We start from the raw sequence: 12,315 nt of genomic DNA on the forward strand, positions 1-12,315 counted from the left end.
GCGTGACGGTACTACGCGCCAGCTCAGCGCGCTTCGAACTGGGTGTGTGGTATCGCCCTGTTCCAGACCGCGTCGAAGGCCGTCTCGTAGATCTTGGCGTCGGCCTCTGAAATCTCGGTGATCTCGGGCTCCGTCGGCTCGCCTTCTCCGTCGAAGTGGTTCAGGTACAGCAGCCGGGAGTCGAACAGCCAGAAGTCGTTCCCCGGAAGGAGCAGATCCGAAGCGCTTCGCCGAGGGAGCCACCGCACCTGCTCGCCCGCCGCGATGTTGAGCCCCTCGGTCACCTCGTGCTCGAAACGGATGTACTCACTCACGGGTGTCGAGACGATCCGGGCTCGCCGCACCTCGGCTCCTCGCGAGACCGCCTCCGAGACGATCGCGTGCCAGGCGCCCCAGCGTTCTGCGGGATCGATGGACTTTCCTGCCTTCCAGTCGACGAATGCGGAGTCCGTCTTGCTGTAGGCGTCCCGGGCTTCCAGGTGGACTGCGGTCCGCCGGCAGTCCCGGAACAGCTCCTTGAACGTGGGAGAGCTGGACAACTTTCCTCACTTCCCGTTCTCGGTGTCCTCGGGAGCAGGCTCCCTGTCGTCCGGCAGGAAGAACTGCGCCATGTAGCGCGGAATCTCGACCACTCCCTCGTGCGGGGGCAGGTTCAACTGTCGCAGCCGTTCCTCGTCAACGACATTGAACCCCTGAACGAGGTACCTGTCCGTCTCGTCGTCCAGGTAGATGGTGGGCGAATGGCCGTCAGGGCTGTTGGGGTCCTTGCCGAGTAAACGCAGAGCCATGATGCCCTCCTTGGCGCCGGTGATGTTTCCCATGCCAGAGCTTGCCCTCGCCGTCACGGGGGAGGCGAGGAGCTTGCCCATACTTGCCAGGATCGCGTGGCTACCCTCTAAGCGTCCGGGCCCGTAGGGGGAGTGACCTGGGGGCCGTCATTCCTCGATCACGCGCCCGCCGAGGGCCCCCTCCCCGCGACCGGCGCGGTGGCCGCGCTGATCACCAAGGCCACCGGCAAGCAGCCCTACTTCGCGGGCAAGCCCAACCCCCTGATGATGCGCACCGGCCTCAACGCCATCGGCGCCCACTCCGAGACCAGCGCGATGATCGGCGACCGGATGGACACCGACGTCCTCGCCGGGATCGAGGCCGGGATGCGTACTTTCCTCGTGCTGACCGGGCTGACCGCGCACGCCCGGATCGAGGACTTCCCCTACCGCCCCTCGCAGGTGGTGGACTCCATCGCGGACCTGGTCGACCTGATCTGACCGGCCCGCGCGGCGGCGCCCGAAACCTCCCGCACCGCGCGGACAACCCGTACGGAGCAGCCGGACCCCGCTTCAGGATGCGTGGTCCGGCCATGCGGGGGAGTCTCCAGATGTCTGGAGGTTCACGATGGGTTCTCTGCGCGTCACTCTCCGCACCGGCCTCTGTGCCGGATTCCTGACCGTCCTGACCCTGGCCCCACCCGCGTCCGCGGCGGACGGCTCCGGCGGCACCGTCTCGGTCAGCCCCTCGTCCCCGGTGCCCGGCGGCGACATCGCCCTACGGGTCACCGGCTGCCAGGTCACGTCCGCCACCGCCGTGTCCGCCGCCTTCGTCTCCGAGGCCAGGCTCACCGGCTCGGACGGCACCCTCACCGGCGAGACCCGGATCCGCACCGCGCTGAAGGTGGGCGCGTACGCCGTCCGGATCACCTGCGGCGACCGCACCGCGAACGGCAACATCCGCGTCGCCGAAACCGACCCCGCCGACCGGCCCTCCGCACCCTCGGCCGCCGCCTCCCCCACCGCCCCGGTCCACGCGGGCGGCGGCGGCACCTCCGCCCGCCTCGCCAGTGACGAGCAGGCCGCGAAGGAAGGCCCCGGCACCGCCCACGCCCTCACCGGACTGCTGCTGGCGGGAGCCGCCGCGGTCGCCGTCATACTGCGCGGCGCCCGCAAGAGCCGCCGTACCCCCTGAGGCGGCCCCGACCATGTCCGACCGTGAACCAACCGCCGGCACCGGCCGGCTGCTGACCGGCGTGGCCTGGGTCCTGCTGCTGCTCGGACTGTGGCTGTGGGGCCGTCAGGTCACCGGCATACACCAGGGCATATCCGTCCCCACCACCGGCGATGTGGCTGCCGTGGGCCGCCCCGCCACCGCCGACCTCCCCCCACCGGCCCACCCGCTCACCGGCGCCGACCCCCGCCGCCTGGACATCCCCGGCATAGGAGTCCACGCCCCCGTCGTCGCCCGCGGCCTCGACCCCGCCGGTGCCATCGACCCCCCGCCCTACGACCAGCCCGGCACCGTCGGCTGGTACGCGGCCGGTGCCGCACCCGGCGCCGCGGGCACCGCCCTGCTCGTCGGCCATGTCGACACCGAGACCCGCCCCGCCGTCTTCTACAAGGTCAGCACCCTCAGACCGGGCGAACACCTCCGGGTGGCCCGCGCCGACGGCCGGATCGCCGAGTTCACCGTCGACGACGTCCAGGTCCTCACCCGCGACGGCTTCGACGCCCAGCAGGCGTACGGCCCCCGCGAGTCGGGCCGCGCCGAACTCCGCCTGATCACCTGCGGCGGCACCTTCGACCGCACCACCCGCAGCTACACCGCGAACGTCGTCGTCTCCGCGTACCTGACCGGCACGGAACCAGCCACCTGACCGACTTGGAACCGGGCCCGTCGGACTCCGCCGACCCGCCCCTGGCCCGCTGTAACAGCTCCGGGACAGCCCCGAGGGCGGCCTCGTGGGCGAGCCGGGACGTATGTCAGGATTGAGCCTCTTGGACGAGTGCACCCAAGGGGGAGTTGGATGTACGGCAGGAGGGGGGCGGGCCGGTTGCGCGCGCCCGTGGCGGCACTGGGCGCGGCACTGCTGATCGCGGGCTGTTCGTCGGGGGACGACGCAGACGAGCCGGGCGCCGGGATCACCCAGCAGCCCAAGGGCGCGGACCCGTTCTGGGTCAACCCGGACAGCAACGCGGCGGACCAGGTAGCCGCCTACGAGAAGGACGGCAAGCAGGGCGAGGCGGACGAGATCCGCAAGATCGCCGCCTACCCGACGGGGGAGTGGATCAGCCCGGAGAACCCGGAGGACCAGGCCCGGGGCTTCACCGAGGCGGCGGCCGAGGCCGACCGCACGGCCCTGTTGGTCCTCTACAACATCCCGCACCGCGACTGCGGCCAGTACTCGGGCGGCGGCGCGGCCGACGGCAACGCCTACCGCTCCTTCATCGACGGCGTGGCGGCGGGCATCGAGTCCCGCGAGGCGATGGTCATCCTCGAACCGGACGCGGTCCTGCACCTGGTCGACGGCTGCACCCCCGGCAAGTTCCACGAGGAGCGCTACGACCTCCTCAACTACGCCATCGACAAGCTCGGCGCCCTCCCCGCCACCAAGGTCTACCTGGACGCGGGCAACGCGGGCTGGGGCCACCCCGACCAGATCTTCGACCCCCTGAACCGGGCCGGAATCGCCCAGGCCGACGGCTTCTCGGTGAATGTCTCGAACTTCTACTCCACCGACGACTCCATCGCCTACGGCAAGGAACTCTCCGCCAAGACGGGCGACAAGCCGTTCGTCATCGACACCAGCCGCAACGGCAACGGCCCGTACACCGAGGGCGACCCGAACGAACGCTGGTGCAACCCCCCGGGCCGCGCCCTGGGAGAAACCCCCACCACAAAGACGGCCGACCCTTTGGTAGACGCCTACGTCTGGGTAAAACGCCCAGGAGAATCAGACGGCGAATGCAAGGGCGGCCCCAAGGCGGGCGAGTGGTGGCCTGAGTACGCCAAAAAACTCGCAGAGGCAACAGCGCCCCGATAGGGGCGCTGGGGGTACCCCCTCTGGGGGAGGAACTGCGCGAAGTACCACAACGCTCCCGCAGCATAAGAACAATGCTGCGGGAGCGTCATTGCATACCGCTACGGAACCCGAACCCACTGAGCCTTACTGGGCGTCCCTTGGTCATCCGTAACGAACAACATGTACCACCCAGCCTGCACCAAATTCCGAGACTCCGGCACAGTGACCGTCACCTCGTCCCCGGACACCTCCATGTCCAACGCGATGGACCGTTGATCCACATCCGTCACATGCGTGGACGCACTCGGTCGAATCAACCGCGCGTTCTTCAGCGAAGCCGCATCCCGCGAGGTGAACGTCCCCGACTCCCCCCGCTCGATCGTGTCCGGTCCCCCGGACAACGACGGCTGGGCCGCCCCTTGGAAGAGATACGGCGGCGTATAGATCTCGATCCGCTGCTCGAACTCCCCCGGCTTCGTGTTCGCCTTGTCCGCGTAGAGGGAGTCGGACCCGAAGAACATCACCCGCCCGTCCGGCAGCAGAATCGACCCGGAGTGGTAGTTCCGCCCCACCAGCGGATCGGCGACCCGCTCCATCGAGTTGGACTCGGCGTCGTACAGATGGGCCTGGAGAATGTTGGAGTCGCCGCGCCCCCGATAGTCCTCGGAACCACCCGAGATGAGCACGGTGTCGTTCGGCAGCACGGACGCCATCGGATAGCGCGTCCCCTTCTCCAGCGACGGCCCGTCCACGAACTTGGGCTTGTCCGCCTTCAGATCGGCGATCCGGGTCTTCTCGCTGGACAGCTGTGACTCACCGACCCCACCACCGCCGATGACCATGTACTTCTCGTCCTGGGCCGGAGGCAGCAGCACACTGTTGGCGGTCTCCAGCATGTTCGCGTCGCTCATGCCGGGCACCTTGGTGAACTTGTTGCTGTCCAGGTCCCAGACACCGGGGTCGCGCCCCACGTCGTCCGGCCCGTACCCGGCGTTGGCCCCCGAGTAGAAGATCTTCCCGTTCTGCATCAGGAACAGCGCGGGATAGGTCGGGAACTGCCGCTCCTCCTCGGTGTACGTCCAGGTCTGGTCCTCGGGGTCGTACACCTCGTTCTTGCCCGGGACGAGCTGCCCGATGTCGTCGAGCCCGGAGACACTGAGCACCTTTCCGTCGCTCAGTGTGGTGAGCGTCGGATACCAGCGGGCCTCGTTCATCGGATCGACCTTGATGTACTTCTCGGCGATCGGATCGAACTCATAGGCGTCCCGGATACCCTGGAAGTCCTTCTTGTCCAGGGCGAGTTTCTCCGCGATGCCATAGGTGTTGCGGGTGTCGGCCCCGCTCAGCCCCTGCACCCGGTAATTGTCCTGGGTGCCGGTCTCGTACTTGCTGCCGGATTTCTGCGCCTCGACATAGATACGGCCGAGCCCGGGGTCGTTGCGCAGGAATTCACCGGTGACCGGGTCGAAGACCTTCTTCGCGCGGGGCACCAGCACCGGGTCCTTGGAGACGAAGGTCTTGCCGTTCTCCTTGCCGGTGAACTTGGTGCCCGCGGGCAGGGTGATCGGCTTGTCCGGGTTCTCGTTGTGGACGACCATCAGGCCACCGGCCTTGGTGACATCGCCCTTGAGCTTCTCGTACCGCTTGGTGCCGCCGGCGATCAGCAGATTGCCGTTGGCGAGTTGGGTGTGCCCGGTGCAGAAGAGGTCGGTGGGCGTCGGCACCTTCTTGATCGTGCCCTTGACCGGGTCCCAGATCCGGGTGTCGAACTTCTTCGCGTCGAAGTTGTCCTGGTCATTGCCCGACCCGGCGACCAGCAGCACCTTCCCGGTCCGCAGCAGGGCCGCGTGGATGGTGTTCTGCTTGTATTCGTCGGGGAATTCGACGACCTCCCACTTGCCGTTCTCGGCTTTGTACTCGGGTCGGTTGATCTGGTACTGGTGGTATTTCTCCGAGCCGAAGCGGTAGAGCCACGGCCCGTTCATCCCGGCCAGCGCGAGTACCACCACCGTGCCTATCGCGAGTCGACGGGCGCGACGGCGGCCTCCACGGTCGTTCATTCCTTACGTCCCCCAAGTCCACCCAGGGCGATTTGCATGGTCTGGTCGTTGCCCGCGGCCGGGCCCTGTCCGCCGCCCGGCTGCTGACCGGAGGCGGCCCACTGGGGCCGCTGCTGCGGCGCGTGCGGCGCCGGGAACCCGGAGGCCCCGGCGGAACCGGAAGCCCCGTGCTCCCCGTGCTCCCCCTGCTGCTGCCCGGCCCCAGGGGCCCCCGTGGGCAGTAGCAACGGCGGCGGGTACTGCTGATGCTGACCCGCGGCGCCGACGGCCCCCGGGTCCTGCGGCTCGCCCGTCGCCGGGGGCCGCTTCTTCGCCTCGCGCAGCGACCAGCGCCACACGAAGATCGGGGTCGCGGTGATCAGCATGGCGAAGACCGCCCAGATGATCATCGCGGGGTGGGCGTGGCCGAAGGCGAACCCGGCGCCGATCGAGCCACCGAAGATCAGGATGAAGTACCAGTGGTAGCGGAACGTCCCGAACCAGCGGTCGGGGCTCGCCGAGTCGCCCTTGGGCGTCACCACGAACTTGCTCTTGCGCCGCAGCGCCGAGTCGATCAGCGCCTTGGCGTACAGCGGCGCGGACAGCGCGGACATCACCATGCCCGCGACCCCGCCGGAGCCCTCCGGCTCGTGCGGGGAGACGTTGTGGCGGCGGTTCCAGACGTACAGCCCGATCTGGAGCGCGGAGGCGTTGCCGTAGAGCATCAGCCACACCACGGGGTCGATGTTCACACCCGAGGCGCCCAGACCCAGGAACAGGGCGCAGCTGAGCGCGGCCAGAATCCAGTTCAGGGCGGACATCGGATAGAAGATGATCATCATGGTGTAGTTGAAGAGCTTGCTCGGCGGCAGCGAGTACCAGCCCTTCCAGTACTGCTTGAGGATCGTCTCGTACGTCCCGCGCGACCAGCGCATCTGCTGGGTGAAGAAGTCGGTCCAGGCGCTGGGGCCCTCGCCGACCGCGAGCACGTCGGGGGTGTAGACCGAGCGCCACTTGCGGCCGGTGGCCGGGTTCTTCGCCCGGTGGATCTCGAACCCGGTCGCCATGTCCTCGGTGATCGAGTCGTACAGCCCGCCGATCTGCTTGAGCGCCTTGATCCGTACGGCGTTGGAGGTGCCGACGAACATCGGCGACCCGTACTTGTTCCCGGCCCGCTGGATCAGGGCGTGGAACAGGAACTGCTGGGACTCGGCGGCCTTGGTGACGAAGGAGTCGTAGTTGCCGTAGACCTGCGGGCCGATGACGAAGCCGACGTCCGGGTCGCGGAAGAAGCCGAGCATCCGCTCCAGATAGTTGGGCAGCGGCACGTGGTCGGTGTCGACGGAGGCGAAGAAGTCGTAGGCGTCGCCGTGCGCCTCCAGCCACGCGTTGTAGTTGCCGTGCTTGGTCTTGGCGCGGTGCGGGCCCTTGGCCTGGTTCCACTTCGCGACGCCCTTGCGGGAGAAGTGGTGGACGCCGAGCCGGGCGCACACCTCCTTCACATCCGGGTCGTCGCCCTCGTCCAGCAGCCAGACGTGCATCAGACCCCGGTGGCGCAGCTTGACGGCCGCCTCCAGGGTCTTCGTCACCATCTCCAGCGGCTCCTTGCCGGGCACGAAGGAGGTGAGGAAGGCGACCCGGGTGCCGGTCTCGGGCACCACCGGGACCGGGTCCCGGGCGACGAGGGTGGCGTGCGCGTTGGACAGCACGTTCATACAGCGGAAGAACTCGATCAGACCGATCGAGACCAGCATCACGATGTCCAGCGCGGGCAGGAAGTCGTAGGCCGGGTAGTCACGTTCGGTCCAGTGCTCGGGCTGGAGCAGCCAGGCGAGCAGGACCAGCGACAGCAGGGGGGCCGCTGCCAGCATCAGGGCCACCCGTATGCGGTGCGGCTCCTGGGAGATCAAGGACCGGTACTGGACCTTGTACGGTTTGTTCGGATCGGGCTGGGTGAGGGGGCCCGCGAGCCGGCTGTAGTGCTCGTAGTCGTATCTGGGCAGGGTCTTCTTGATCCGGCGGAAGGCACCGGTGTTGCCGGTGCGGTGCGACGGCACCCTGAGCTGTGTGGTCTGGGACGGGTCGGAGTCCTGCCGGGCACCCGTCGGCCTAGACGTCATGAGTCATCCCCCCACACGCGGGTCGCCCGCGTGTCTGTCGGTTCGATTCGCCCGCTCGGTCCCCCTCGACCTTCACGGACGTGTCAGTGGTGGGCCACGGTCACCACGTCGTCCACACTTTATAGACATGGCACAACGGCCCGCCGGTTGCATGATGCCCCCCTCGGCATCCGTCCGGGAACGGGGCCCCTCTCCCCGCCGCGCACGGCCACCGATGCTCTCGTCCCCCAACAGGCGCGTATCCGCGGCCTCTTCCCGACCAGGGTTCTACGGCGTTCAGCATGATCGCAAGACGCTATACACGGTATTTACCGGTCATACGACAGGAAAGGGATGGGGGCGTGGAGCCGGACGCCGACGGTGGTACGAGGGGCGTGGTCGGAGAAAGCGAACAGGCCCCCTCCGGATGGAGGAGACCTGCCGTGTCGTGCGCCGCCAGGGACTCGAACCCCGGACCCGCTGATTAAGAGTCAGCTGCTCTAACCAACTGAGCTAGCGGCGCGTGCTGACCCGGACGACTTTACCGGACCGCCGGGGGTGCTCCGGACCGCCGCCGCCCGCCCGGCACCGCCCCGGACCCCTCCCGGACGGCCCGGGTACATCATTCGGACCGTCAGAATGCGCGCCCGGGTGACAGTTGGGAAAAGCTGATCACGTGCACAGGTGCGGAGATGTCGAGCAGAAATGTGAGGGGAATCGCATGAAGCCTCCGGTATTCGAGGAAATCGAGCCGGTGAGCGGCTGCGAATGCCCCGGCTGCCGCTCGTGGCGGCCCGTCGCGGGGTTCTCCCCGCGTACCGCGTATGTACCCCAAGGCCCGGGGCGAGGGGTCCAGCGGGCGGTGGTGGTGGCCGTCGCGGCGTCGGCGGCGCTCGGCGCCGGGGCCGCCCTGCCGGCCGTCGCGGCTCCCCAGGTCCCCGGCCGGCCGGGCGTTCCCGCAGGTGACGAGCCGGACACCCCCCAGGGCAGCAAGGCTCCGCTGCATGGGCCCGGAGGCCGCCCGGCGCCCCAGGCGACCCCGAAGCCGGGTTCGATCACCCGCGCGGAGATCATCAACCGGGCGAAGACCTGGGTGGCGGCGAAGGTGCCGTACAGCATGTCCGAGTACTGGACCGACGGATACCGGCAGGACTGCTCGGGCTTTGTCTCGATGGCCTGGAAACTGGCGGGCAACGAATGGACCGGCTCGCTGGACCAGTACGGGGTGAAAATCACCAAGGAGGAACTCCAGCCCGGCGACATGCTGCTGTTCCACAATCCCGCGAACCCCGAGAAAGGCTCGCACGTCGTCATTTTCGGCGGCTGGACGGACTACACCCACACGTACTACACCGCGTACGAATCCACCCGCCCGCACGCCCGGAAGCAGTCCACGCCATACGCCTACTGGTCGAATTCGGACCGTTACGTCCCCTACCGCTACAAGGGAGTGGCGACGGAGAGCACGGGCACGGACAACAGCGGCGGCGAAAAGGAACCGGTGGTGGCGACGCCGAAGCCGAAGCCGACGACTCCCGCCCCCGCCCCGGCCGCGACTCCCTTCCCGGGTGCGGGGTACTTCGGTCCGGGCGCCAACAACAAGTACGTCACGCAGCTCGGCCAGATGCTGGTCAAGCGGGGCGGCGGCCGGTTCTACACCTCGGGGCCCGGACCCGTCTGGACGGACGCCGACCAGCGGGCGACCCAGGCGTTCCAGCAGGCCCAGGGCTGGACGGGCACCTCGGCCGACGGCATCCCCGGGCCGAAGACCTGGGAGCTGCTGGTGACGGGCAAGGGCAAGAACATCCCGGCGGCAGCGGCGGCGGGCCCACCGGCCCCGTCCAAACCGAATCCGAAGCCGAAGCCGAATCCGAAGCCGAAACCGAGGCTGCCGGACTCGAAGCCGCCGACGGCACCCGGGTATCCCGGCAGCTCGATGTTCCGCCCCGGCGCGACCAACGCCTACGTCACCCAGCTGGGAGAACGGCTGGTCAAGAAGGGGTACGCCCGGTTCTACACGACCGGTCCCGGCCCGGCGTGGGGCGAATCGGACCGCCGCGCGGTCGAGGCGTTCCAGCGAGCCCAGGGCTGGCGCGGCGCGGCGGCGGACGGCTACCCGGGCCCGGAGACCTGGCGCCGGCTGTTCCTCTGACCCCACCCACCCATCCCCTTCCCCACCGTCTTCCCCACCGTCTTCCCCATCGTCATGACGCATCTGGCGCGGAGGCTGGAGGCACCCATGCACCCCACGACCCCACCCGACCCCGACGTCACCCCGAACCTGGGTCCGACCCCGGCCGCCAACCCGCCTACGACTACGGGCCCCAGCGCGAGCGCCGGCTCGCCGCCGAACCCGGGCCTGGCTTCGAACACCGCCCTGACCTTGGATGCCGGTCTGACCTGGGGCGCGGGACTGACGTCCGCCGCCGGTCTAACCTCGGTCGCAGGTCTGGCTTCGGGCGCTGGCCTGGCCTCCGACGCCGCCCTCGCCTCCGACGCCGCCCTGGCTTCGGGCGCCGGTCTGGCCTCGGGTGCTGGTCCGGCCTCGGGTGCCGGTCCGGCGTCGGGCGCCGCCCTGACCTCGGGTGCCGGTCCGGCGGTGAGCGCGTTGCTCGCCGCGGGCGCCGGACCTGCCGGGAAGGCCGGGCTGGATTCGGCCGCCGGTTCTGCCGCGCGTGTCGGGCCGGGCGCGAGCGCGGGGCTCGCCACGGATGCCGGATCCGCTTCGGACGGTGACCTGGCCTCGGCCGCCGGTCTGGCCGGGAGCGCTGGCGTGACGGCGGCGAGCGCGGCGCCCGTCGCGGACGCCTGTGCCGCTCCCTCCCTGGACGTGCCGTCCGCTGCGGGCGCCTGCCCGTGCCCGGATGTCCCGTCCGCTGGGGGCGCTCGCCCGTCCCTGGACGCGGCGCCCGCTCAGGGCGCCTGCCCGTCCCCAGATGTCGCGTCCGCTCAGGGCGCTCGCCTGCCCTCGGATGTCCCGCCCCCTCAGGGCGCTCGCCTGCCCTCGGATGTCCCGCCCGCTCCGGGCGCTCGCCCGTCCCCGGACGCCGCGCCCGCTCAGAGCGCTCGCCCCACCCCCGGCGCCCGTCCCTCCCCTGACCCTCGCCCCACCCCCGGCGCCCGTCCCTCCCCGGCCCCCCGCCCCGCCCCCGGCGCCCGCCCCACCCCGGCCCCCCTGGATGCCGTTCCCTCCCGGCCAGGAGCCCGGCTCATTCACAATGAGGCGACCACCGAGATCCCCGTACATCTCCTCTTCCGGGACGACCCCGACCCCCAGCCCGTGCCGTTGCGGCCCGCCGTGGTGAACCGGCGGCAGGGCACCGGGGAGCAGCCCCGTACCCGGCGCCCCGTTCCGGCGAAGCCGCGGGCGCAGGTGGACCCGGAGCTGGTCGAGCGTCCGGCGCGGGTGCTGCCCGCCACGGTGGGTGTGCTGGCCGGACTGTGCGGTACGGCCGGGTGTCTCGCCACCTCGTGGTGGGCCGGGGTGCTGTCCCCGCTGGCCGGTGCCGCCCTCGGCCTTCCCGCCGTCGCCGGGGCGGGACTGGGCCCGGCGCAGTGGGCGGCGTACGCGGGCGCGGGGGCGCTCGGACTGTTCGGCTTCGGCGGGCTGGCGCGCGGCTCCACCGGGCGGGCCTGGGTGCTGGGTCTGTTCGGCCGCTACCGGGGGACGGTCCGCCGTACCGGTCTGATGTGGGTGAACCCCCTCCTGCTGCGCCGCCGGGTGGACGTCCGGCTCCGCCACTGGCGCAGCGAGCCGCTCTGCGCGGCCGAGCCCGGCGGGGTCGCGCTGCGGGTCGTGGTGCTGGTGGTGTGGCGGGTACGGGACACCGCGCGGGCCGTGCTGGGCGTCGAGGACCACGAGGGCTATCTGCGGGAGTGCGTGGAGGCGGCGCTCGCCCGGGTCCCGGTGGAGATGCCGGGCAGCGCGCGGGCATCGGTGGCGGGGGAGACCCTGACCCGGCTGGTGTCGGCGGACGCGGCGGCGGTGGGCCTTGAGGTCTACTCGGTCCAGCCGGTACGGGTGGAGTACGCCCCGGAACTGGCCGCCGCGATGCACCGCCGCCGGATCGCCGCGCTGGACGCCCAGCAGCGGGCGACCATGCTCACCTCGGTCGTCGACTCGGTCGAGGACACCGTCACCCGGCTGACCATGCGCGGACTGGTGGAACTGGACGACTACGAGCGCAAGGTCCTCGTCCGCGATCTGACGGTCGCCTTCTGCTCGGGCCGGGCGGGCGACACCGTCCACTGACCGCCGCCCCGCGCTCATCCCCCCCACCGCCATCACCCCACCGTCAGCCCCCACGGCCACCCCCCCCGGGACTCCCCCCCCGGGACTCCCCCCCCCGGGACTCCCCCCCCCCGGGACTCCCCCCCCGGGACT

9 protein-coding genes, 1 tRNA gene and 1 pseudogene are annotated in these 12,315 nt (G+C 70.2%); 6 read left to right on the forward strand and 5 right to left on the reverse strand.

Translation table 11 applies throughout. From position 1 onward, the window contains the following. Nucleotides 1–23: 23 nt before the first annotated feature. Complete coding sequence (locus tag AB0D49_RS30670) at nucleotides 24–539, reverse strand: DUF6879 family protein (protein WP_362763509.1); 516 nt, start codon at nucleotides 537–539, stop codon at nucleotides 24–26. 6 nt (nucleotides 540–545) lie between these two features. Further along, entirely contained in the window at nucleotides 546–788 is a 243-nt protein-coding gene (locus AB0D49_RS30675) for a hypothetical protein (RefSeq protein ID WP_362763557.1), read from the reverse strand. 171 nt (nucleotides 789–959) lie between these two features. Between AB0D49_RS30675 and AB0D49_RS30680 the strand changes: the two are divergent. From AB0D49_RS30680 to AB0D49_RS30695, 4 genes and pseudogenes are all read left to right on the forward strand, one after another. Further along, nucleotides 960–1,268: pseudogene (locus tag AB0D49_RS30680) on the forward strand (HAD hydrolase-like protein); the annotation flags it as partial. A 127-nt stretch (nucleotides 1,269–1,395) separates the two neighbouring features. Continuing rightward, nucleotides 1,396–1,962 carry a hypothetical protein gene (locus tag AB0D49_RS30685; RefSeq protein WP_362763512.1) on the forward strand — a complete coding sequence of 189 codons (567 nt, stop codon included), beginning with the start codon at nucleotides 1,396–1,398 and terminating at the stop codon, nucleotides 1,960–1,962. A gap of 13 nt (nucleotides 1,963–1,975) precedes the next feature. Then, nucleotides 1,976–2,647, forward strand: a complete 672-nt coding sequence (locus AB0D49_RS30690) for a class F sortase (protein WP_362763515.1) — start codon at nucleotides 1,976–1,978, stop codon at nucleotides 2,645–2,647. Nucleotides 2,648–2,797: 150 nt separating this feature from the next. Then, nucleotides 2,798–3,814: a glycoside hydrolase family 6 protein gene (locus AB0D49_RS30695; protein ID WP_362763517.1), complete on the forward strand. Its 1,017-nt coding sequence runs from the start codon at nucleotides 2,798–2,800 to the stop codon at nucleotides 3,812–3,814. A 98-nt stretch (nucleotides 3,815–3,912) separates the two neighbouring features. On the opposite strand, the gene AB0D49_RS30700 is transcribed toward AB0D49_RS30695, so the two are convergent. From AB0D49_RS30700 to AB0D49_RS30710, 3 genes are all read right to left on the reverse strand, one after another. Next, the gene (locus AB0D49_RS30700) at nucleotides 3,913–5,853 is read right to left on the reverse strand and encodes a galactose oxidase-like domain-containing protein (protein ID WP_362763520.1); all 1,941 of its coding nucleotides are present in this window, start codon (nucleotides 5,851–5,853) and stop codon (nucleotides 3,913–3,915) included. Continuing rightward, on the reverse strand, nucleotides 5,850–7,952 hold the full coding sequence (locus tag AB0D49_RS30705; RefSeq protein ID WP_362763523.1) for a glycosyltransferase family 2 protein: 2,103 nt from the start codon (nucleotides 7,950–7,952) through the stop codon (nucleotides 5,850–5,852). The genes AB0D49_RS30700 and AB0D49_RS30705 overlap by 4 nt, the downstream gene beginning before the upstream one ends. A gap of 428 nt (nucleotides 7,953–8,380) precedes the next feature. Beyond that, a tRNA-Lys gene (locus AB0D49_RS30710) sits at nucleotides 8,381–8,454 on the reverse strand. Nucleotides 8,455–8,652: 198 nt separating this feature from the next. On the opposite strand from AB0D49_RS30710, the gene AB0D49_RS30715 reads away from it, so the two are divergent. After that, nucleotides 8,653–10,083 (forward strand): peptidoglycan-binding protein, encoded by a 1,431-nt coding sequence (locus tag AB0D49_RS30715; protein WP_362763526.1) that lies wholly within the window; start codon nucleotides 8,653–8,655, stop codon nucleotides 10,081–10,083. A gap of 1,023 nt (nucleotides 10,084–11,106) precedes the next feature. Then, the gene (locus AB0D49_RS30720; protein ID WP_362763560.1) at nucleotides 11,107–12,183 is read left to right on the forward strand and encodes an SPFH domain-containing protein; all 1,077 of its coding nucleotides are present in this window, start codon (nucleotides 11,107–11,109) and stop codon (nucleotides 12,181–12,183) included. The last annotated feature ends 132 nt before the right edge of the window (nucleotides 12,184–12,315 follow it).

It is taken from the genome of Streptomyces sp. NPDC048290 (assembly GCF_040652095.1).
Lineage (GTDB): Bacteria > Actinomycetota > Actinomycetes > Streptomycetales > Streptomycetaceae > Streptomyces.